Source organism: Inquilinus limosus DSM 16000 (assembly GCF_000423185.1).
Taxonomy (GTDB): domain Bacteria; phylum Pseudomonadota; class Alphaproteobacteria; order DSM-16000; family Inquilinaceae; genus Inquilinus; species Inquilinus limosus.
Window position 1 is genome coordinate 74,797 of sequence record NZ_AUHM01000020.1, and the last position, 20,262, is coordinate 95,058.

Genomic DNA, 20,262 nt, shown 5'->3' on the forward strand with positions numbered 1-20,262 from the left:
GGGTGGGATGGAGCAAGCCTATCTCCGCGACCCGGAGGCGATCTATCGGCAGTCCTTCGCCACCATCCGGGCCGAGGCGCGGCTGGAGCGGTTTCCTCCGGACGTCGCCGGGCTTGCGGTCCGGGTGGCCCATGCCTGCGGCATGGTCGAGGTGGTCGACGACCTGGTCTTCACCCCCGATGTCGCCGCGCGGGGCCGGGCGGCGCTTCTGGCCGGCGCGCCGGTGCTGGTCGACTGCCGCATGGTCGAGGCCGGCATCATCCGCTCGCGCCTGCCGGCCGGGAACGAGGTCGTGTCCCTGATCGGTGATCCGTCGCTGCCGGAGCTGGCGCGCCGCCTCGGCACCACCCGCTCGGCCGCGATGGTCGAGCTGTGGCGCGACCGGCTGGACGGCGCGGTGGTAGCCGTCGGGAACGCCCCGACAGCCTTGTTCCGGCTGCTGGAGCTGCTGGAGGAGGGGGCGCCGAAGCCGGCCGCCATCCTGGGCTTTCCGGTCGGCTTCGTTGGCGCCGCCGAATCCAAGGCTGCCCTGGCCGAAAGCGGCGTGCCGTTCCTGACCCTGCCGGGCCGGCGCGGCGGCAGCGCCATGGCCTCGGCTGCCGTGAACGCCCTGGCGCGGGAGGGGATCTGATGACCCCCTGGCTCAGCGTGATCGGCATCGGCGAGGACGGGCTGGACGGCCTGTCGCCGGCCGCCCGCGCGCTCTATGACGCCGCCGAGGTCGTGGTCGGCGGCAAGCGGCATCTGGCGATGGTGCCGGAGGACGGCCGCCGCCGCATCCCCTGGCCGCCGCAGCTGGTGGCCCTGGTGCCGGAGATCGAGGCGCTGCGCGGCCGTCGCGTCTGCGTCCTGGCCAGCGGCGACCCGATGTGCTTCGGCGTCGGCGTCACCCTGTCCCGCCGCATCCCGATCGCGGAGATGGTGGTGGTGCCGGCGCCCTCGGCCTTCAGCCTGGCCTGCGCCCGGCTGGGCTGGCCGCTGGTCGAGGCCCGCATGGTGACGCTGCACGGACGGCCGCTGGAGCTGGTGGTGCCGCATCTGCAGCCCGGCGCGAAGATCCTGGTGCTCAGCGCCGACCGCGCCACCCCGGCACGGCTGGCCGAGCTGCTGCGCCGCACCGGCTGGGACCGCAGCGTCTTCATCGTGCTGGAGCGGATGGGCGGGGAGGGCGAGCGCCTCACCCGCGCCACCGCCGCGGAGTGGGACGGGCGCGAGGTCGACGATCTCAACACCATCGCCCTCGACTGCGTCGCCGGGCCGGAGACGCGCGTGCTGCCGCCCGTGTCGGGCCTGCCGGACGACGCCTTCGCCCATGACGGGCAGCTGACCAAGCGCGAGGTGCGGGCCGTGACGCTGGCGGCGCTGGCGCCGTCGCCGGGCCAGGTGCTGTGGGATGTCGGCGCCGGCTGCGGCTCGATCGCGATCGAATGGATGCGCTCAGACCCGCGCTGCCGGGCCGTGGCGATCGAGCGCGACGACGGCCGCCTGGCCCTGATCGCGCAGAACGCGGCGGCGCTGGGCACGCCCTTCCTGAAGGTGGTGCGCGGCGAGGCGCCGGACGCGCTGGCCGAGGACCTGCCGCGGCCGGATGCGGTGTTCATCGGCGGCGGCATCACGGCGGAGGGGGTGGTGGAGGCCTGCTGGGCGGCGCTGCCGCCGGGCGGCCGGCTGGTCGCCAATGTGGTGACGGCAGAAGGAGAGGCGGCGGCGATCGGCCATCAGGCCCGGCTCGGCGGCAGCCTGTCCCGCATCGCTGTATCACGGGCCGAGCCGGTCGGCGGCTATCACGGCTGGCGCCCACTGATGCCGGTGACGCAATGGGCCGCGGTGAAGCCCTGGGGTGCGAGTTGATGATTCGTCCCGGCTGCTTCGAAAGCGGAGCCCTCGTCTACCTCTCCCGCCTGGCGGGAGAGGTCGGACGTCCGCCAGGACGTCTGGGTGAGGGCTGGCACCGGCCTCGACAAAATCCCCTCACCCGGAGCCGCTTCGCGCCTCCGACCTCTCCCGCAAGCGGGAGAGGCAAAGGGAAACTCGGCGCAACCAAACTGCTCCGGAGAGGCGCATGAGCGGCACGCTCTACGGGCTCGGCGTCGGGCCGGGCGATCCGGAGCTGATCACACTGAAGGCGCTGCGGCTGCTGCGCGTGGCGCCGGTGGTCGCCTATCCGGCGCCGGATGTCGGCGACAGCTTCGCCCGGTCGATCGTGGCGCCGCATCTCCCGGGCGACCAGACGGAGATCGCCATCCGCGTGCCGATGCGGGTCGACCCGGCCCCCGCCCAGGTGGTTTACGACGCCGCGGCGATCGAGATCGGCGGCCATCTCGACGCCGGCCGCGACGTGGCGGTGCTCTGCGAGGGCGACCCGTTCTTCTACGGCTCCTTCATGTACCTCTTCGGCCGACTGGCGGAACGCCATCGGATCGAGGTGGTGCCCGGCGTCTCCTCGCTGTCCGCCTGCGCCGCCGCCACTGGCCTGCCGCTGGCCGCCCGCAACGACGTGCTGACCGTCCTGCCGGCGCCGCTGCCGGAGGAGGAACTGCGGCAGCGGCTTCGCGCCGCCGATGCCGTGGCGATCATGAAGCTCCGTCGGCACTTCAGGAAAATCGTGCAATTGCTTGAAGAAGAAAGCCTGTATATCGGCGCACGCTATATCGAGCGGGCCACGCTCGGGCAGCAGCGGGTGCTGCCCCTGGCCAAGGTCGATCCCGACACCGTGCCCTATTTCTCGATGATCCTGGCGCATCGGCGCGGGGCGGCGTGGCGATGACGGCGCTGATCACCCTGACTTCCGGTGGGCTCGCCACCGCGCAACGGCTCAAGCCGCTGCTGCCGGGCGTGCTGATCCACGCGCCGGCCTGCCGCGTCACCGGCGCCGATATCGCCTTCGGCAAGCTGGCCGACCATCTGCGAACCCTGTTCGCGGCGGGCGAGCCGATCATCGGCCTCTGCGCCGCCGGCGCGCTGATCCGCATCCTGGCGCCTCTGCTCTCCGACAAGCGCAGCGAGCCGCCGGTGCTGGCGGTGGCGGAGGACGGCAGCGCCGTGGTTCCGCTGCTCGGCGGCCATCACGGCGCCAACGAGCTGGCGCGGCGGGTGGCGCAGGCGCTGGGCGTCGCCCCGGCGATCACCACCGTCGGCGACCTGCGCTTCGGCGTGGCGCTGGACGACCCGCCGTCCGGCTGGCGCCTGTCGGAAGCCAGCGATTACAAGAGTTTCGCCGCCGATCTTCTGGCTGGCGAGACCGTTCGCCTCGATGGCGACCTGCCCTGGCTGGCCGATGCCGAGCTGCCGCTCGATCCCTCGGCGCACAAGGCGATCGTCGCCAGTGTCCGCACGCGGCCGCCCGATCCCGACCGGCTGGTCTACCACCCGGCGATGCTGGCGGTCGGCGTCGGTTGCGAGCGCGGCGCCGAGGCGGCGGAGATCGAGGCGCTGATTCGCAGCGCCCTGGCCGAGGCCGGGCTGGCCCTGGAGGCCGTGGCGACCTTGGTCTCGGTCGACCTCAAGGCCGACGAGGCCGGGCTGCAGGCGGCGGCGCAATCGCTCGGATTGCCGGTGCGGGTCTTCGATCCAGTGGCGCTGGAGGCGGAGACGCCGCGCCTCGCCAACCCGTCCGAGGTGGTGCTCCGGGAGATCGGCTGCCACGGCGTGGCCGAGGCGGCGGCTCTGGCCGCGGCTGGACCGCAAGGGCGCCTGGTGGTCGAGAAGCACAAGTCCCGCCGCGCCACCTGCGCCGTGGCGGAGGCGCCGGCGATTCTCGACCCGGAGCGGATCGGCCGGAAGCGCGGCACGCTGGCGCTGATCGGCATGGGGCCTGGCCGGGCCGACTGGCGGGCGCCGGAGGCCGACCGGCTGATCGCCCGGGCCACCGATCTGGTCGGCTACAGCCTCTATATCGACCTGCTCGGCCCGGCCGCCGCCGGCAAGGCGCGGCACGACTACAGGCTGGGCGAGGAGGAGTTGCGGGTGCGCGCGGCGCTGGACTTGGCGGCGGAGGGGCGGGATGTGGCCCTGATCTGCTCCGGCGACGCCGGCATCTACGCCATGGGCAGCCTGCTGTGGGAGCTGATCGAGCGCGGCGGCCGGCCGGACTGGCGCCGGGTCGAGGTCACCACGGTGCCCGGAATCTCGGCGATGCAGGCGGCCGCTTCCCGGATCGGCGCGCCGCTGGGCCATGATTTCTGCGCCATCTCGCTGTCCGACCTGATGACGCCCTGGCCGGCGATCGAGCGGCGGATCACCGCAGCGGCGGAGGGCGACTTCGTCGTCGCCTTCTACAACCCGGTGTCGCAGCGCCGCCGCAGCCAGCTGGCGCGGGCCCGCGAGATCCTGCTGGCGCACCGCCCGGCGGCGACGCCGGTGGTGCTGGGCCGCAATCTCGGCCGCGACGGCGAGACCCTCGTGGTCACCACACTCGGCGATCTGACCGTCGAGATGGTCGACATGCTGACCCTGGTGCTGGTCGGCTCCTCGGAAAGCCGGGCGCTGACGCTCGGCGACGGTACCCCGCGCGTCTACACGCCGCGCGGCTATGGCGACAAGCCGGAGGCGCAGCGGGCATGACCGTGCATTTCATCGGCGCCGGCCCCGGCGACCCGGACCTCCTGACCCTGCGGGGCCGCGACCTGATCGCCCGCTGTCCGGTCTGCCTCTATGCCGGCTCGCTGGTGCCGGAGGCGGTGGTGGCCCATGCGCCGCCGGGGGCGCGGGTGGTCGACACGGCGCCGCTGCATCTCGACCAGATCATCGCCGAGATCGAGGCAGCCCATGCCCAGGGCCAGGACGTCGCCCGGGTGCATTCCGGCGATCCGTCGCTCTACGGCGCGATCGCCGAGCAGATCCGCCGGCTGAAGGTGCTGGGCATCCCCTACACCATCACCCCCGGCGTGCCGGCTTTCGCGGCCGCTGCCGCGGCCTTGGGCACCGAACTGACGCTGCCGGACGTCAGCCAGACCGTGATCCTGACCCGGACCGCGATGAAGGCCTCGGCCATGCCGCCGGGCGAGGAGCTGGAGACGCTGGGCCGCTCCGGCGCGACGCTGGCAATCCACCTCTCGATCCGCAACATCCCGGCGGTGCGCCGGGCGCTGGAGCCGCATTACGGCGCCGACTGCCCGGTGGTCGTGGTGTACCGCGCCACCTGGCCGGACCAGCGGATCATCCACGGGACACTGGCCGACATCGGCGCCAGGGTGCGCGAGGCGAAGATCACCCGCACCGCGCTGATCCTGGTCGGCCGCGTGCTGGGCGACACCGAGTTCACCGACAGCGCCCTCTACGACCCGGCGCATGTCCATGTGCTGCGCCCGAAGCGCGGCACGAAAGTTGCGTCTGTGTGATACCGATGGTTGTGACGCCGATGGTCGTGATGCCCATGGTCCGAAACCCCGAATCGTCATGGCGAGCCCCGCAGGGGCGCGGCCATCCAGGGCTGCTCGCACCGGCCCCTGGATGGCCACGGCGCTTCGCGCCTCGCCATGACGGTGATGGTTGGCGGGCCGCTCAGCCTTCTTGCCTCTGCATGAACCTGACTATCTGACCCCTGGAGACCCTCCGATGCGATTTGCCAAGACCCTCGCCCTGACCGCGCTGGCGACGCTGCTGCCGGCGGCGGCCTATGCCCATCCGGGGCATGACGTGGTCGGCTTCTCGGCCGGCTTCGAGCACCCGTTCTCCGGCCTCGACCACATCCTCGCCATGGTCGCGGTCGGCATCTGGGCCGGCCAGGTCGGCGGCCGCTACATCTGGCAGGCGCCGCTGGCCTTCCTGACCCTGATGGCGCTGGGCGGCGTCGCCGGCATCCAGGGGCTCGGTCTGCCGATGGTCGAGCTCGGCATCGCCGGGTCGATCATCGTCTTCGGCGCGCTGATCGCGCTGGCGGTGCGGCCGGTGGCCTGGGTCGGCATGGCGGTGACCGGGCTGTTCGCCGTGTTCCACGGCTATGCCCATGGCGCCGAGATGCACCCGGACGGCTCGGCGCTGACCTACGGAATCGGCTTCATCGCGGCGACCGCGATCCTGCACGGCATCGGCATCGGCGCGGCGCTGGGCCTGAACCGGCTGCGCTTCGCCCCGGTGGAGCGCGCGCTGGGCGCGGCCATCGCCGTGGCCGGCCTGGTCATCGCGGCCGGCTGAGCCAGTCCAGCGCCCCGGCGACGTCAGGCACGGCCGGCGTCGCCGGGGGCGCCGGGCGCCGGATCATGACCACCGGGATCGCCGCCTCGCGCGCCGCCGCCAGCTTCGCCGCCGTGGCCTCGCCGCCGGCGTTCTTGGCGACGACGGCACGGATGCCGTGGCGCGCGATCAGGGCGCGCTCGCCCTCCAGCGTGAATGGGCCGCGCTCGCTCAGCAGCAGGCAGTCCGGCGGCAGGTCATCGGCTGCCGGCGGCTCGATCGAGCGCAGCACGAAGCGCAGGGCGTGGCAGCGCCTGAACGGCGCCACTTCCTGCCGGCCCAAGGTCAGCAGCACCGCAGAACCGGACGGCAGAACCCTTGCCAGCCGATCGGCCGCCTCGGCAGCGTCCGCCACATCGATCCAGCGGTCGCCCGGCTCCGGCATCCAGGCTGGCCGCTCGATCCGCAGCAATGGCACACCCAACCGGGTGCAGGCGGCCGCGGCGTTGGCCGAGATCGTCGCGGCGAAGGGATGGGTGGCATCGACCACCCGGTCGATCCGCTCCGCCCGCAGATACGCCGCCAGCCCGTCAGCGCCGCCGAAGCCGCCGACCCGCACCGTTCCGGGCAGCGCCGCCGGCGCCCGCGTGCGGCCGGCCAGCGAGGTGACGACGTCCCAGTCCCCCGCCTCGGCCAAAGCGCGGGCCAGCGCCGCCGCCTCCGTGGTGCCGCCGAGGATCAGCAGCCGCCTACCAGCCATCGGCGGCCCCCACCAGCCCGCCCTGGCGGTCGAACACCAGGATCTCGACCGCGACGCCGCTGCCCTCGACCACCCCTTGAGCCGTCGCCTGAGCCCGGCGTGCCACAAGGTCAGCCAGGGGAATGCCCGCGCCGGAGGCCAGGTCCAGCACCTGCTTGGCCGTGTTGGCGCGCCGCGCCTGCTCGACCATCCCGGCCGGGGCGCCGGCCTCGGCCAGCCGGTCGCCGAGCCAGTCGAAATCCACCTCGCTGCGGCCGGAATGCAGGTCGAGGAAGCCCTGCGCCAGCTTGGTCAGCTTGCCGAAGCCGCCGCCGATGGTCAGGCGCGGGATCGGATGCGCCCTCAGGTATTTCAGCAGCCCGCCGGCGAAATCGCCCATGTCGAGCAGCGCCGTGTCCGGCAGGCCGTAGCGGGCGACGACCGCGGCCTCGGAGGTCGACCCGGTGCAGCCGGCGACATGGGTCAGGCTCAGCGCCCGGGCGACATCGATGCCGCTGTGGATGGAATGGATCCAGGCGGAGCAGGAGAAGGGCACGACCACGCCGGTGGTGCCCAGCACCGACAGGCCGCCGACGATGCCGAGCCGCGGATTCCAGGTCTTCCGCGCCAGCCGCTCGCCATCCGGGATCGAGATCTCGACCACCACGTCGCCGGCATCGCCGTGCTCGGCGGCGATCCTGGCCACGGCCTCGGTCATCATCCGCCGCGGCACCGGGTTGATCGCCGGCTCGCCGGGCGGCACCGGCAGGCCGGGCAGGGTGACGGTGCCGACCCCCGGCCCGGCCTTGAAGGTGACGCCCGACCCGGCCTCGCCGCGCCGCACCTCGGCGATCACCAGCGCGCCATGGGTCACGTCCGGGTCGTCGCCGGCGTCCTTGACGATGCCGGCACGCGCCCAGCCGTCGCCGCGCCCTTCCAGCGCCAGGGCGAAGGCCGGCGTCTCGCCGCGCGGAAGGGTGATCGCCACCGGGTCCGGGAAGCGGCCAGTCAGCAGCGCGGTGGTGGCGGCGGCGGTCGCGGCGGTGGCGCAGGCGCCGGTGGTCCAGCCGCGCCGCAGCGGTCCCTCAGGTTTGCGGGCCATGATGGGTTTCGATACAGGAAGCGTCGCAGCCTGCCTAGCGGCGGCGGCGCATGGCTCTTAAGGTTCCGGTGATGGTTGATCTCCCGCTGTCCTTCCCCGAGTTTCAGCCCGGCTGGGTCTGGCTGGTCGGCGCCGGCCCCGGCGATCCCGGCCTCCTAACCCTGCACGCGCTGCACGCGCTGCGCTCGGCCGATGTCGTGGTCTATGACGCGCTGGTATCCGACGCGATCATCGGCCTGGCCGCGCCGGGCGCAGTGCTGGAATTCGCCGGCAAGCGTGGCGGCAAGCCCTCGCCCAAGCAGCCCGACATCACGGCCAAGCTGATCCAGCTCGCCCGGGCCGGCAAGCGGGTGCTGCGGCTGAAGGGCGGCGACCCGTTCGTCTTCGGCCGGGGCGGGGAGGAGGGGCTGGCCTTGGTCGAGGCTGGCATCCCGTTCCGCATCGTCCCCGGCATCACCGCGGGCGTCGGCGGCCCGGCCTATGCCGGCATCCCGGTGACGCATCGCGACACCAACCACGCCGTTACCTTCCTGACCGGCCACGACGCCACCGGAGACGTTACCGCCGGGGTCGCCTGGGACGCGATCGCCCGCGGCTCCCCGGTGATCGTGGTCTATATGGCGATCAAGCACATCGCCCGGATCGCGGCCCATCTGATCGAGGGCGGTCGGTCGCCCGCCGAGCCGGTGGCGGTGATCAGCCGGGCGACGACGTCGCAGCAGCGGGTGCTGGAGACCACGCTGGCCCGGGCGGCGGAGGATGTCGCGGTCCAGGGCATCGAAGCCCCGGCGGTGGTCGTGGTGGGCGAGGTAGTGCGCCTGCGCGCGGCGCTCGACTGGCTCGGCGCGTTGGAGGGCAGGAAGCTGACCCCGGACCCGCTCGGCACGCGCGGGAAGGGCGAGGCGGCGTCCTAGCCATGCCTGTGCCCGCCCTGATGATCGCGGCGCCGGCCTCCGGCAGCGGCAAGACGGTGGTGACGCTGGGCCTGCTGCGCCATCTGCGCGATCGCGGCGTCGCGGTGGCCTCGGCCAAGTCCGGGCCGGATTATATCGACCCCGCTTTCCACGCCGCGGCCAGCGGTCGGCCCTGCGTCAATCTCGACGCCTGGGCGATGCGGCCGCAGACGCTGGACGCGCTGGCGGCGCGGCAGACGGAGGGGGCGGAGCTGCTGGTGGTCGAGGCGGCGATGGGGCTGTTCGACGGCGCCCCAGGGCCGGGATCGGTCGGCGACGGCTCTGCTGCCGACCTCGCCGCCCGTTTCGGCTGGCCGGTGGTGCTGGTGCTGGACGCCGGCGGCCAGGGCTTCTCCGCCGCCGCGGTGCTGGCCGGCTTCAAATCCTTCCGCGACGACGTCCGGGTCGCCGGTGTGATCTTCAACCGGGTCGGCAGCGCCCGGCACGAAGCGGTGCTGCGCCGCGCCGCCGCCCATGCCGGCCTGCCGGTGCTCGGTTTCATCCCGCGTCTGCCGGCGTTGGCGCTGCCCTCCCGCCATCTCGGCCTGATCCAGGCCGGCGAGCATGCGGCGCTGGAGGCCTTCCTGGCTGCGGCCGGGCAGGTGGTTGGGGCGAAGGTGGATGTCGATGCGCTGCGCCGTATTTGCCTCACGACAGAAGAAATCCTCCCCCTCCCCTTGCGGGAGGGGGTAGGGGGAGGGGACTCGGGCCGAAAGAGCGGGCAGGGCCAGCACTCTTCGATCGACATACCCCTCCCCCTTCCCCCCTCCCGCAAGGGGAGGGGGAGTGTTGAGAGATTCGTCCTCCCACCGCTCGGCCAACGCATCGCCGTGGCCCGGGACACGGCCTTCGCCTTCGCCTATCCGCATCTGCTGGCTGCCTGGCGCGAGGCGGGGGCGGAGATCCTGCCGTTCTCGCCGCTGGCCGACGAGGGGCCGGACGCCTCGGCCGACGCGGTTTACCTCCCCGGCGGCTATCCTGAGCTCCATGCGGACCGGCTCTCCGCCAGCCGCCGCTTCCTCGACGGGCTGCGCGCGGCGGCGGGGCAGGGTCGGGCGGTCTATGGCGAATGCGGCGGCTACATGGTGCTGGGCGCCGGCCTCACCGATGCCGAGGGCCGGCGTCACGCCATGGCCGGGCTGCTGCCGGTCGAGACCTCCTTCGCCGAGCGCCGGCTGCACCTAGGCTACCGCCAGACGACACTGGCCGCCGCGACGCCGCTCGGCGCCGCCGGCACGGCCTGGCGCGGGCATGAATTCCACTACGCCTCGATCCTGTCCGAAGGACCGGGCGAGGCGCTGTTCGAGGCCTGGGACGCCGAGGGCGCGCCGCTAGGCCCGATGGGCCGGCGCGCCGGCTCCGTCTTCGGCTCCTTCTTCCATCTGATCGACCGGGCATGAACATGGTTCCGCATGGCGGCGATCTCGCCGCGGCCGAGGCCCGCTGGGGCCGCCCAGCCGAGGGCTGGCTCGACCTCTCCACCGGCATCAACCCGATGCCCTATCCGATCCCGGCGATCGACTCCGCCGCGTGGCACCGGCTGCCGCAGCACGACCGGATGGGCGAGCTGCTGGAGACCGCCCGAGCCTGCTACGCCGCCCCGGCGGACGCGCCGATCGTCGCCGCGCCCGGCACCCAGATCCTGATCCAGCTGCTGCCCCGGCTGCGTCCTGGCGTCCGGGTGGCGATCCTCGGCCCGACCTATGGCGAGCACGCCGCCTGCTGGTCCGCGGAGGGCACCGCGGTGGCAACCGTCGGCTCGCTCGAGGAGGCCGCGGCGGCGGATGTCGTCGTGCTGGTCAACCCGAACAACCCGGACGGCCGTATCGTTTTGCCCGAGCGCCTGCTGGCCCTGGCCGAGGGTCTGGCGGCGCGCGGCGGTCTTCTGGTGGTCGACGAGGCCTTTGCCGAGGTGACGCCGTGGGCCAGCGTCGCGGTGGAAGCCGGGCGCCCGGGCCTGCTGATTCTCCGATCGTTCGGTAAATTCTTCGGCCTGGCCGGCATCCGGCTCGGCTTCGCGCTCGGCCCGGCGGCGGAGATCGACCGGCTGGCACGCCTCCTTGGCCCCTGGGCGGTGCCGGGACCGGCGATCGAGATAGGCATCGCCGCGCTGTCGGACCATGGCTGGCAGGAGGAGGCTCGGAAGCGCCTGTCGGTCGGCGCCGAACGGCTTACGGCGCTGCTCCTCGCCCGTGGCTGCGCCGATCGCGGCGGCACCGACCTGTTCCGGCTGGTCGAGCATCCGGAGGCGGCACAGCTCTGGGACCGGCTCGGCCGCGCCGGCATCCTGGTCCGGCCCTTCCCGGACCGGCCGACGTTGCTGCGCTTTGGCCTACCGGGCAACGAGGAGGGGTTTGCCCTGCTCGCCGCCGCGCTCGGCTGAGCCCAGATCTGTTTTAAACTTAAAGCATTTCGTGATTAGATGAACGCAAGCGCTTCCGCCCGACGGAGGCGCGTGAAAGACTGGCGGCGCGACCGTCGGCGTGCGGCAAGAAAGAGGGGAGAGCATCATGGCGAGACGCGTTCCGGCCCTGCTCGCGGCCGTGCTGATGGCGGCGGCGCTGCCGTCCGGCGCGCAGGCGGAAGAGGGCAAGCTCAAGATCGGCTTCATGGCCACGCTCTCCGGCCCGCCGGCGGCGCTGGGCCAGCACATGCGCGACGGCTTCCTGCTCGGGGTCAAGGAGCTGGACGGCAAGCTCGGCGGGCTGCCGACCGAGGTGGTGGTCGAGGATGACGAGCTGAAGCCCGACGTGGCCGTCAACAAGGTGCGCAAGCTGCTGGAGAGCGACCAGGTCGACATCGTCGTCGGCGTCGTCTTCTCCAATGTCATGATGGCGATCGCCAAGCCGGTGACCGGCGCCGAGAAGATCCTGATCAGCCCGAATGCCGGGCCGTCGCCCTTGGCCGGCAAGGGCTGCAGCCCGTATTTCTTCTCGGTCTCCTACCAGAACGACCAGAACCACGAGGTCATGGGCAAATACGCCCAGGACAAGGGCTGGGCCAAGGTCGCGCTGATCGCCCCGAACTACCAGGCCGGCAAGGACGCGCTGGCCGGCTTCAAGCGCCACTACAAGGGCGAGGTGGTGGAGGAGATCTACACCCAGGTCAACCAGCAGGATTTCTCGGCCGAGCTGGCGAAGATCGCGGCGGCCGAGCCGCAGGCGGTGTTCGTGTTCATGCCCGGCGGCTCCGGCGTCAACCTGGTGCGGCAGTACCGCCAGGCGGGCCTGGCCGAGCGCATCCCGTTCCTGTCCGCCTTCACCGTCGACGAGACGACGCTGCCGGCGACCAAGGACGCCGCGCTCGGGCTCTTCGCCGGGGCGCAATGGGCGCCGAACCTGGACAATCCCGCCAACAGGGCCTTCGTCGCCGCCTTCGAGAAGGAATACGGCTACCCGCCGGCGCTTTACGCCGCCAATGGCTACGACGCCGCCAAGCTGATCGACGCCGCGATCCGCCAAGCCGGCGGCAAGACCGATGCGGGGACGCTGAAGACCGCCATTCGCGACGCGAAGTGGACCAGCGTCCGCGGCGACTTCGCCTGGAACAAGAACAACTTCCCGGTCCAGGACTTCTATTTGACCGAGGTGGTGAAGCGCGACGACGGCAAGATCGTCACCAGCCGGGTCGAGACCGTGTTCCCGGACTACGGCGACGCCTACGCCGACCAGTGCTCGATGGATTGAACGGAAGGACGGCCGGCCGGTGAGCACCACCCTCCTGGTCGTCCAGACCCTGAACGGGCTGCAGCTCGGCGTGCTCCTGTTCCTGATCGCGGCCGGGCTGACGCTGGTCTTCGGGGTGATGGACTTCATCAACCTGGCGCACGGCGTCCAGTACATGCTGGGCGCCTATTTCGCCGTCGCCTGCTACGGGCTGACCGGCCATTTCCTGCTGGCCCTGCTGCTGGCGCTGGCGGCGGCGCTGCTGCTGGGCCTGCTGCTCGAGGTGCTGATGTTCCGGCATCTCTACGGCCGCAGCCATCTCGACCAGGTGCTGGCGACCTTCGGGCTGATCCTGTTCTTCAACGAGGCGGTGCGGGCGCTCTGGGGCTCGGCACCGCTGAGCTACCCGATGCCGGAGGCGCTGTCGGGGTCGATCGCGCTGATGCCGGGCCTGCTGTACCCCGTCTACCGCCTCGCCGTGCTGGCGGCCGGGCTCGGCGTCGCCCTGCTGCTCTGGCTTCTGATCACCCGGACGCGGGTCGGCATGCGCGTCAGGGCCGGGGCCAGCAACGCCGACATGGTCTCGGCCCTCGGCGTCAACATCCGCCGGCTGTTCATGATCGTGTTCGGCGTCGGCACCATGCTGGCGGGCTTCGCCGGCGCCCTGGCCGGGCCGATCTTCGCGGTCGAGCCGAACATGGGCGACAACTTCCTGATCCTCGCCTTCGTCGTCATCGTCATCGGCGGCATCGGCTCGATCAAGGGCGCCTTCATGGCGTCGCTTCTGGTCGGGCTGGTCGACACGCTCGGCCGCTCCTTCGCCACCGACCTGTTCCGGCTGGTGCTGGCGCCGGCCGCGGCCAACCAGGTCGGGCCGGCGCTGGCCTCCATGCTGATCTACCTGCTGATGGCCGCGATCCTGTTCTGGCGTCCGGCCGGGCTGTTCCCCGCCCATGGCCAGTGACGCGATGACCGGGGCTGCGACCCGGCAATCCTCTTTCGCACTGCGCTCCGTCTGGCCGGCGCTGCTGATCTTCGTCCTGCTGGCGCTGGTGCCGGTCGCGGCGCCGCTGCTCGGCGGCGGCAGCTATCCGCTGACCGTCGCCGGCCGGATCATGATCTTCGCCATCGCCGCGGTCAGCCTCGACCTGATCCTCGGCTATGGCGGGCTGGTGTCCTTCGGCCATGCCGCCTTCATCGGCCTCGGCGCCTATGCCGTCGGCATCCTGATGGATTCGGGATGGGAGGAAGGGCTGCTGCTGTTCCCGGCCGCGATGCTGGCCGCCGCGCTCTTCGCCCTCCTGACCGGCGCGGTGTCGCTGAAGACCCGCGGCGTGCACTACATCATGATCACGCTGGCGTTCGGGCAGATGGCCTATTTCACGATGACCAGCCTGTCCGCCTATGGCGGCGACGACGGGCTGACGCTGTGGTCGCGCCCGCTGGTCGCCGGCTTCGATTGGCTGAACGATCGGTCAGCCTTTTACTACGTAGTGCTGGTCCTGCTGGTCGCCGCCTGGGCGCTGTGCCGCGCCGTCACCCGGTCGCGCTTCGGCCGGGTGCTGCGCGGCTGCCGCGAGGACGAGGAGCGGATGCGCGCCCTCGGATACGACCCCTTCGCCTACCGCCTCGCCGCCACCGTCATCGCCGGGGCCCTGGCCGGGCTGGCCGGGGCGCTGCTGGCGGTCCAGGCCGAGTTCGTCAGCCCGGCCTACATGTCCTGGCAGCGCTCGGGCGAGCTGATCGTGATGGTGGTGCTGGGCGGGATCGGCAGTCTGCACGGCGCCATCGTCGGCGCCGCCGCCTTCCTGCTGGCCGAGGAGCTGCTGTCCGGCGTCACCGAGCATTGGCGGATGATCTTCGGGCCACTGCTGATCCTGGTGGTGCTGTTCCTGCGCGGCGGGCTGGGCGGCCTGCTGGGGGCGGTGCGGCATGACTGAGCCGGTGCTGACCGTGCAGGGCCTGTGCAAGCGCTTCGGAGCGCTGGCGGTGACCGAAGCGGTGAACTTCGACGTTCGTCCCGGCGAGATCCACGCCCTGATCGGCCCGAACGGCGCCGGCAAGACCACGCTGATCCAGCAGATCTGCGGCCGTCTGGCGCCCGATGCCGGCACCATCCGCTTCCTGGGTGAGGACGTCACCCGCCTGCCGGCGCATCGAAGGGCGCAGCGCGGCCTGGCCCGCACCTTCCAGATCACGCGGCTGCTGCCCGGCTTCACGACGCTGCAGAACGTGGCGGCGGCGGTGCAGCGCCGCCGCGGCTCCAGCTTCCGTTTCTTCCGGCCGGTCGGGCGGGACGCTGAGATCAACGCGGCGGCCCGGGCGCTGCTGCAGCGGGTCGGCCTTGCAAGCCGCGCCGACATACCGGCCGCGGCGCTGAGCCATGGCGAGAAGCGCCAGCTCGAGCTCGCCATGGCCCTGGCGCTGGAGCCGAAGCTGTTGGTGCTGGACGAACCGATGGCCGGAACCGGCCAGGAGGAGACGGCGCGGCTGGTCGGGCTGCTGCGCGGCCTGGCCGGGACCGTGCCGATGATCCTGGTCGAGCACGACATGAGCGCGGTCTTCGCCCTGGCCGACCGCATCTCCGTGCTGGTCTATGGAAAGATCATCGCCACCGGCGCGCCGGACGAGATCCGCGCCAGCCCCGAGGTCCGCGCCGCCTATCTCGGCGAGGAGGCGGCGTGACCGCCCTCCTGGAGATCGAGGGGCTGGAGGCCGGCTATGGCGGCGCCCAGGTGCTGTTCGGCGTCTCCTTCCGCGTGGCATCGGGAGAGATCGCGACCCTGCTGGGCCGCAACGGCATGGGCAAGACCACGACCATCCGCAGCCTGATGGGCCTGCTGCGCCCCCGCGCCGGCCGCATCCGGTTCGAGGGGACCGACATCACCGGCCAGCCGCCCTACCGCATCGCCCAGGCCGGCATCGGGCTGGTGCCGGAAGGGCGACAGGTCTTCCCGACCCTGACGGTCGAGGAGAACCTGGTCGCCACTGCTGCCGACCGCTTCGGCCGGGCCGCGCCCTGGACCCTCGACCGGGTCTATGCCGTCTTCCCGCGGCTGGCGGAGCGGCGGCGGCACCGCGGCAGCCAGCTCTCCGGCGGCGAGCAGCAGATGCTGGCGATCGGCCGGGCGCTGATGACCAATCCGAAGCTGCTGGTGCTGGACGAGGCGACCGAGGGTCTGGCGCCGCTGATCCGGGCCGAGATCTGGGACTGCCTCGACCGGCTGAAGCGCGAAGGCCAGTCGATCCTGATCGTCGACAAGAATCTCGACGCCCTGCTGCGCCTGGCCCAGCGCCATGCCGTGATCGAGAAGGGCAGGGTGGCGTGGAGCGGCACCAGTGCCGAGCTCGCCGCGGCAGAGGGGATACGGGAGCGCTATCTCGCGCTATGATCGGGGTATCGCCGCCAGTCCGGGGGTCACCGATGAACACCGCCAATCTCCAACTCGAAGGCGTCTACGCCGCCCTGACGGCGCTGATGACGGCGCTGCGGGACAAGGGCCTGCTCAGCCAGGACGAGATCGACCAGGCTCTGGCGAAGGCCGAGGCCGGCCTTGTCGGCGACTCCCGGCGCCCGGCCGAGGTCAGCGCCGCCAATGTCGAGGCGATCTGTTTTCCCCTGCGCTATCTCCGCTTGGCCAACCGGGCCGCGGCCGAGGAGCCGGCGCCGTCCTTCTCGGTCCTGGCGGCTCGGGTCGGGCAGAGCAAGGTGCGGATCAATCTGTCTGACAAATAGCCGTTGCGCCGCCTCCCGAGCGCTGCCAGAGTTCCATCGGGGCTCGGAAGAAGCCTCGTGTGGCTGTTGTTCGACAGCACGATACTGGGAGGACGTCCATGGGCGATCGCGAGCATCGCAGCAGGCGTGATTTCATCATGGCCGCGGCGGCCACGGCCGGCGCGGCGGCCGCGCTCGGTGGCCTGGATTTCAAGATGGCGGCGCAGGCGGCGGAAGCCGTCGGCCGGTCCGAGAAGCCGCTGAGGGCGGCCTTCTCCAACGCCGGCCTGCAGGCCACCTGGTGCGCCCAGGGCAAGCAGGCGGCGGAATACTGGGGCAAGCTGTTCAACGTCGAGATCACCTGGTTCGACGGCGAGCTGGCGGCGCCGAAGCAGCGCGCTGCGATCGACAACATGGCCTCCCAGAAGTGGGACTTCGTGGCGATCCAGGCCTTCGGCATCGGCACCCTGACCCAGCCGGTGCAGAAGATGATCGACGCCGGCATTCCGGTGATCGACATGGACACGCTGATCGCGCCGCTGGACCAGATCAACGTCCACAGCTTCCTGGCCCCGGACAACGAGTTCATGGGCGCGTCGGTGACCCAGGCGCTGTGCAACGCCATCAACGGCGAGGGCACCATCATCATGACCCAGGGCGCGCTCGGCCACACCGGGGCGCAGGGGCGGGCGCGCGGCTTCGAGTCGGTGGTCAAGCAGTTCCCGAAGATCGAGGTGCTGAACACCGACCCCGCCGACTGGGACGTGTCGAAGACGGCCCGGCTGTGGGAGACGCACCTGACCAAGTATCCGAAGATCAGCGCCGCCTTCTTCCACAACGACGACATGGCGCTGGCCGCCTACAACGTGATGAAGGCCCGCAACCGGACCGACATCCTGATCGGCGGCGTCGACGCCATGCCGCCGGCGATCCAGGCGGTGGCGGACGGGCGCATGTTCGCCACCGTGCGCAACCCGTCCTGCCGCATCCATGGCGGCGCGGTGATCGCCGGTGTGGCGGCGGTCGTCGGCGGCGAGAAGACCGGCCCGGGCGGCATCCCGAAATCCGTGGTCACCGACGGTCCGGTCGTGACCAAGGCGAACGCGGCCGGGATGCAGTGGATGCAGGATCACTTCCTGATCTGACCGTGGCTGTCCGGTCGAGCGAGCAAAATGCAAGCAGGCAGTCGGCTCCCGAGCCGAACCCTCAATTTTAACCTGTCATGCCCGGGCTTGACCCGGGCATCCAGAGGATATCGGGACCCTCTGGATTGCCGGGTCAAGCCCGGCAATGACAATGGGGACTTGGGGCGAACCCTCGGCCGGACGGCAGTGGACAGACCCGCACGATGACACAGCCCCCTGTGCTCGAGCTCAGCGGCATCTCGAAGGCGTTCGGCGGCGTCCGGGCCCTTCGGGATGTCGACTTCGCGCTCAAGGCCGGCGAGATCCACGGCCTCGTCGGCGAGAACGGCGCCGGCAAGTCGACCCTGATGAAGATCATCGCCGGCGTGCATTCGGAGTATGAGGGCCGGATGCGGATCGACGGCCGCGAGGTCCGGTTCCGCTCGGCCCGCGACGCGCTGGCCGCCGGGGTCGGCATGGTGCATCAGGAGCTGAGCATCGTGCCGGATCTCAGCGTGGCCGAGAACGTGTTCCTCGGCTCGCAGCCGCTGACCAAACTCGGCATCGTCGACTGGGCCGGCATGCGCCGCGCGGCGGGGGAGCAGCTGCGGCGCCTCGGCATCGACCTCGACCCGCGCACGCTGGCCGGCGCCCTGCCGATCGGGCTGCAGCAGCTGATCGAGATCGCCCGGGTGCTGTTCTCCGGCGCGCGCATCATCATCCTGGACGAGCCGACCTCGGCCCTGTCGCCGCCGGAGATCGAGCGGCTGTTCGGCGTGCTGCGGCGGTTGCGCGACGAGGGGCGCAGCTTCGTCTTCATCTCGCATTTCCTCGACGACATCCTGCGGATCTCCGATTCGGTGACGGTGTTCCGCAACGGCCAGCGCGTGATGTCGGCCGCGGCCGCCGAGACCGACAAGGCGATGCTGATCGACCGCATGATCGGCGCCGGCCATGACGAGCTGGAGGAGAGCTATACCGGCGAGTTCCGGCTCGACCCCAAGCCCGGCCATCCGGTGGTGCTGTCCGTCGACAGGCTGTCGCTGGCCGGCCGCTACCGCGACATCTCGCTCGAGGTGCGGGCCGGCGAGGTGCTGGGCATCTACGGCTTCATGGGCTGCGGCCAGCTGGAGCTGGCGCGGACCCTGTTCGGCAAGCTGCGCGCCGATGGCGGCCGGGTCTCGGTGGCGGGGCAGCCGGTGCAGCTCTCCAGCACCGCCAAGGCGCGCCGGGCCGGCATCGCCTTCGTGCCGGAGAGCCGTCGGGCGATGCTGTTCCACCACGAGCCGATCTACAAGAACGTCTCGATCAGCATCCTCGACCGGATCTCGCGCTGGCTGCTGCGGCCGGAGGCCGAGCGCGGCATCGCCCGCAAGCACGTCGAAAGGCTGCGCATCCGGACCCCGCATGTCGATGCCGAGCTCGGCGCGCTGTCGGGCGGCAATCAGCAGAAGGTGGCCTTGGCCAAGTGGCTGACCTACGCGCCGCGCGTGCTGATCCTCAGCGAGCCGACCCGCGGCATGGATGTCGGCGCCAAGGAGGATGTGGTCGGCATTGTCCGGGGCCTGCGCGACCAGGGCATCGGCGTCGTGGTGGTCTCGGCGGAGCCCGAGACGGTGCTGGCGCTGGCCGACCGCATCCTGGTGATGCGCAAGGGCCAGATCGCGCGTGAATTCGCGGAAGGCACGGTCAGCAAGGACCGCCTGCTCGAGGCGGCGTGACAGGGGACGGAAAGCGGATGGACGCGCAGATCAAATCGGCCGGCAGCTCCGGCTCCAGGCTCGGCGCTCTGCTGGGCAGCCAGCTGCGCAACATCGCCCCCTTCATCACGCTGATCGCGCTGCTGGTGTTCTTCGGCATCGCCAGCCCGTCCTTCCTGACGCTGGACAATTTCAGCAATATCCTGAACCAGGTGTCGGTCACCGCGATCATCGCCGTCGGCCTGACCTTCGTCATCCTGTGCGCCGAGATCGACCTGTCGGTCGCCGCCATCGCCAACGCCACCGGCATCGTCGTCGCCTTCCTGACGGTGCAGGAATCCTATGTGAACATCGCCAATGTGCCGCTGCCGGGCTGGGCCGCGATCCTGGTGGCGCTGGCGAGCTGCGTGGTGCTGGGCCTGGTCAACGCCTTCGGCGTGACGCGGATCGGCATCCCGTCCTTCATCATGACGCTGGCGATGATGCAGATCGGCGCCGGCATCTGCGCCATGCTGGTGCGCGGCCAGATCGCCTACGCCGTGCCGCCGCTGATCGTCACCCTCGGCTCGGGCTCGATCGGCGGCATCCCCTGGATCGTGATCGTGGCCGGGCTGACGCTGCTGATTGCGCATCTGGTGCTGACCTATACGCGCTTCGGCCGCTACGTCTACATGGTCGGCGGCAACCGCGAGGCGGCGGAGTTCTCGGGCGTCAACGTTCGGGTGATCATCGGCGCGGTGCTGGTGATCTCGGCCGTCTGCTCCGGCATCGCCGGCATGCTCGGCGTCGCCTATTTCGGCAGCGCCCAGCAGAACGAGTTCGACACCTTCCTGCTCGATGCCATCGCCGCCGTGGTGGTCGGCGGCACCAGCCTGTTCGGCGGCCGCGGCGGCATCGGCAACACCATCATCGGCGTGCTGATCCTGGGCGTGCTGAACAACGGCTTGGACCATGTCGACATCGACAGCTTCCTGAAGATCCTGATCCGCGGCCTGATCCTGCTGGCGGCGCTGGTGATCAACGTCTACGCCCAGCGCCTGCGGACGGTGCGGGACACGGGCGGCTCCGCTTGACGCCGCCACCGTGATCCCCATCTAGGGGACGCCCGGCGCTCCCTTCGTCGAGGTGATGCATCAGAGACGCCGAGGAC

General features: G+C 71.4%; 20 protein-coding genes. 18 read left to right on the forward strand and 2 right to left on the reverse strand.

Going from position 1 to position 20,262, the window contains the following annotated elements; genetic code table 11:
* The first annotated feature begins 7 nt into the window (after positions 1 to 7).
* From G537_RS0118160 to G537_RS0118185, 6 genes are all read left to right on the forward strand, one after another.
* Entirely contained in the window at positions 8 to 631 is a 624-nt protein-coding gene (locus G537_RS0118160) for a precorrin-8X methylmutase (protein WP_026871333.1), read from the forward strand.
* Complete coding sequence (locus G537_RS0118165) at positions 631 to 1,851, forward strand: bifunctional cobalt-precorrin-7 (C(5))-methyltransferase/cobalt-precorrin-6B (C(15))-methyltransferase (RefSeq protein WP_026871334.1); 1,221 nt, start codon at positions 631 to 633, stop codon at positions 1,849 to 1,851. Before G537_RS0118160 ends, G537_RS0118165 begins: the two co-directional genes overlap by 1 nt.
* 211 nt (positions 1,852 to 2,062) lie before the next feature.
* Positions 2,063 to 2,767 (forward strand): precorrin-2 C(20)-methyltransferase, encoded by a 705-nt coding sequence (gene cobI / locus G537_RS0118170; protein WP_026871335.1) that lies wholly within the window; start codon positions 2,063 to 2,065, stop codon positions 2,765 to 2,767.
* Positions 2,764 to 4,563, forward strand: coding sequence for a precorrin-3B C(17)-methyltransferase (cobJ, locus tag G537_RS0118175; protein ID WP_034852146.1), 1,800 nt, complete (start codon positions 2,764 to 2,766; stop codon positions 4,561 to 4,563). Before cobI ends, cobJ begins: the two co-directional genes overlap by 4 nt.
* On the forward strand, positions 4,560 to 5,339 hold the full coding sequence (cobM, locus tag G537_RS0118180; RefSeq protein WP_026871337.1) for a precorrin-4 C(11)-methyltransferase: 780 nt from the start codon (positions 4,560 to 4,562) through the stop codon (positions 5,337 to 5,339). Before cobJ ends, cobM begins: the two co-directional genes overlap by 4 nt.
* A gap of 217 nt (positions 5,340 to 5,556) precedes the next feature.
* On the forward strand, positions 5,557 to 6,135 hold the full coding sequence (locus G537_RS0118185) for a HupE/UreJ family protein (protein WP_026871338.1): 579 nt from the start codon (positions 5,557 to 5,559) through the stop codon (positions 6,133 to 6,135).
* Here G537_RS0118185 and G537_RS0118190 read toward each other — a convergent pair.
* A complete protein-coding gene (locus G537_RS0118190; RefSeq protein WP_026871339.1) occupies positions 6,119 to 6,874 on the reverse strand; it encodes a cobalt-precorrin-6A reductase in 756 nt (251 codons plus the stop codon). The genes G537_RS0118185 and G537_RS0118190 overlap by 17 nt on opposite strands.
* Positions 6,864 to 7,955 carry a cobalt-precorrin-5B (C(1))-methyltransferase gene (locus G537_RS0118195; protein WP_026871340.1) on the reverse strand — a complete coding sequence of 364 codons (1,092 nt, stop codon included), beginning with the start codon at positions 7,953 to 7,955 and terminating at the stop codon, positions 6,864 to 6,866. Before G537_RS0118195 ends, G537_RS0118190 begins: the two co-directional genes overlap by 11 nt.
* A 71-nt stretch (positions 7,956 to 8,026) precedes the next feature.
* Here G537_RS0118195 and cobA point away from each other — a divergent pair, with 71 nt between their 5' ends.
* From cobA to G537_RS0118255, 12 genes are all read left to right on the forward strand, one after another.
* Positions 8,027 to 8,869 carry a uroporphyrinogen-III C-methyltransferase gene (cobA, locus tag G537_RS0118200; RefSeq protein ID WP_026871341.1) on the forward strand — a complete coding sequence of 281 codons (843 nt, stop codon included), beginning with the start codon at positions 8,027 to 8,029 and terminating at the stop codon, positions 8,867 to 8,869.
* Positions 8,870 to 8,871: 2 nt separating this feature from the next.
* Positions 8,872 to 10,308 carry a cobyrinic acid a,c-diamide synthase CobB gene (locus G537_RS0118205; RefSeq protein WP_026871342.1) on the forward strand — a complete coding sequence of 479 codons (1,437 nt, stop codon included), beginning with the start codon at positions 8,872 to 8,874 and terminating at the stop codon, positions 10,306 to 10,308.
* Positions 10,305 to 11,291 (forward strand): threonine-phosphate decarboxylase CobD, encoded by a 987-nt coding sequence (gene cobD / locus G537_RS0118210; protein ID WP_026871343.1) that lies wholly within the window; start codon positions 10,305 to 10,307, stop codon positions 11,289 to 11,291. The genes G537_RS0118205 and cobD overlap by 4 nt, the downstream gene beginning before the upstream one ends.
* 127 nt (positions 11,292 to 11,418) lie before the next feature.
* Positions 11,419 to 12,594, forward strand: a complete 1,176-nt coding sequence (locus G537_RS0118215; RefSeq protein WP_034852147.1) for an ABC transporter substrate-binding protein — start codon at positions 11,419 to 11,421, stop codon at positions 12,592 to 12,594.
* Between the two features lie 19 nt (positions 12,595 to 12,613).
* Complete coding sequence (locus tag G537_RS0118220; protein ID WP_026871345.1) at positions 12,614 to 13,537, forward strand: branched-chain amino acid ABC transporter permease; 924 nt, start codon at positions 12,614 to 12,616, stop codon at positions 13,535 to 13,537.
* Positions 13,527 to 14,513 carry a branched-chain amino acid ABC transporter permease gene (locus tag G537_RS0118225; RefSeq protein WP_081688890.1) on the forward strand — a complete coding sequence of 329 codons (987 nt, stop codon included), beginning with the start codon at positions 13,527 to 13,529 and terminating at the stop codon, positions 14,511 to 14,513. Before G537_RS0118220 ends, G537_RS0118225 begins: the two co-directional genes overlap by 11 nt.
* Positions 14,506 to 15,258 (forward strand): ABC transporter ATP-binding protein, encoded by a 753-nt coding sequence (locus G537_RS0118230; RefSeq protein WP_026871347.1) that lies wholly within the window; start codon positions 14,506 to 14,508, stop codon positions 15,256 to 15,258. Before G537_RS0118225 ends, G537_RS0118230 begins: the two co-directional genes overlap by 8 nt.
* The gene (locus G537_RS0118235) at positions 15,255 to 15,965 is read left to right on the forward strand and encodes an ABC transporter ATP-binding protein (protein WP_026871348.1); all 711 of its coding nucleotides are present in this window, start codon (positions 15,255 to 15,257) and stop codon (positions 15,963 to 15,965) included. The genes G537_RS0118230 and G537_RS0118235 overlap by 4 nt, the downstream gene beginning before the upstream one ends.
* A 32-nt stretch (positions 15,966 to 15,997) precedes the next feature.
* Positions 15,998 to 16,309 (forward strand): hypothetical protein, encoded by a 312-nt coding sequence (locus G537_RS38610; RefSeq protein WP_034852148.1) that lies wholly within the window; start codon positions 15,998 to 16,000, stop codon positions 16,307 to 16,309.
* A gap of 98 nt (positions 16,310 to 16,407) precedes the next feature.
* Positions 16,408 to 17,433: a sugar ABC transporter substrate-binding protein gene (locus tag G537_RS0118245; protein WP_026871349.1), complete on the forward strand. Its 1,026-nt coding sequence runs from the start codon at positions 16,408 to 16,410 to the stop codon at positions 17,431 to 17,433.
* Between the two features lie 203 nt (positions 17,434 to 17,636).
* Positions 17,637 to 19,133 (forward strand): sugar ABC transporter ATP-binding protein, encoded by a 1,497-nt coding sequence (locus G537_RS0118250; protein WP_026871350.1) that lies wholly within the window; start codon positions 17,637 to 17,639, stop codon positions 19,131 to 19,133.
* A 17-nt stretch (positions 19,134 to 19,150) separates the two neighbouring features.
* The gene (locus G537_RS0118255; protein ID WP_026871351.1) at positions 19,151 to 20,185 is read left to right on the forward strand and encodes an ABC transporter permease; all 1,035 of its coding nucleotides are present in this window, start codon (positions 19,151 to 19,153) and stop codon (positions 20,183 to 20,185) included.
* Positions 20,186 to 20,262 lie beyond the last annotated feature (77 nt).

Coding starts and splice junctions, on each gene's coding strand:
- G537_RS0118250 (WP_026871350.1), top strand. CDS start 17,637: ATGACACAGCCCCCTGTGCTCGAGCTCAGCGGCATCTCGAAGGCGTTC.
- G537_RS0118185 (WP_026871338.1), top strand. CDS start 5,557: ATGCGATTTGCCAAGACCCTCGCCCTGACCGCGCTGGCGACGCTGCTG.
- G537_RS0118190 (WP_026871339.1), bottom strand. CDS start 6,874: ATGGCTGGTAGGCGGCTGCTGATCCTCGGCGGCACCACGGAGGCGGCG.
- G537_RS0118165 (WP_026871334.1), top strand. CDS start 631: ATGACCCCCTGGCTCAGCGTGATCGGCATCGGCGAGGACGGGCTGGAC.
- G537_RS0118230 (WP_026871347.1), top strand. CDS start 14,506: ATGACTGAGCCGGTGCTGACCGTGCAGGGCCTGTGCAAGCGCTTCGGA.
- G537_RS0118225 (WP_081688890.1), top strand. CDS start 13,527: ATGGCCAGTGACGCGATGACCGGGGCTGCGACCCGGCAATCCTCTTTC.
- cobI (WP_026871335.1), top strand. CDS start 2,063: ATGAGCGGCACGCTCTACGGGCTCGGCGTCGGGCCGGGCGATCCGGAG.
- cobJ (WP_034852146.1), top strand. CDS start 2,764: ATGACGGCGCTGATCACCCTGACTTCCGGTGGGCTCGCCACCGCGCAA.
- G537_RS0118205 (WP_026871342.1), top strand. CDS start 8,872: ATGCCTGTGCCCGCCCTGATGATCGCGGCGCCGGCCTCCGGCAGCGGC.
- G537_RS0118215 (WP_034852147.1), top strand. CDS start 11,419: ATGGCGAGACGCGTTCCGGCCCTGCTCGCGGCCGTGCTGATGGCGGCG.
- G537_RS0118245 (WP_026871349.1), top strand. CDS start 16,408: ATGGGCGATCGCGAGCATCGCAGCAGGCGTGATTTCATCATGGCCGCG.
- G537_RS0118195 (WP_026871340.1), bottom strand. CDS start 7,955: ATGGCCCGCAAACCTGAGGGACCGCTGCGGCGCGGCTGGACCACCGGC.
- cobA (WP_026871341.1), top strand. CDS start 8,027: ATGGTTGATCTCCCGCTGTCCTTCCCCGAGTTTCAGCCCGGCTGGGTC.
- G537_RS0118255 (WP_026871351.1), top strand. CDS start 19,151: ATGGACGCGCAGATCAAATCGGCCGGCAGCTCCGGCTCCAGGCTCGGC.
- G537_RS38610 (WP_034852148.1), top strand. CDS start 15,998: ATGAACACCGCCAATCTCCAACTCGAAGGCGTCTACGCCGCCCTGACG.
- cobM (WP_026871337.1), top strand. CDS start 4,560: ATGACCGTGCATTTCATCGGCGCCGGCCCCGGCGACCCGGACCTCCTG.
- cobD (WP_026871343.1), top strand. CDS start 10,305: ATGAACATGGTTCCGCATGGCGGCGATCTCGCCGCGGCCGAGGCCCGC.
- G537_RS0118160 (WP_026871333.1), top strand. CDS start 8: ATGGAGCAAGCCTATCTCCGCGACCCGGAGGCGATCTATCGGCAGTCC.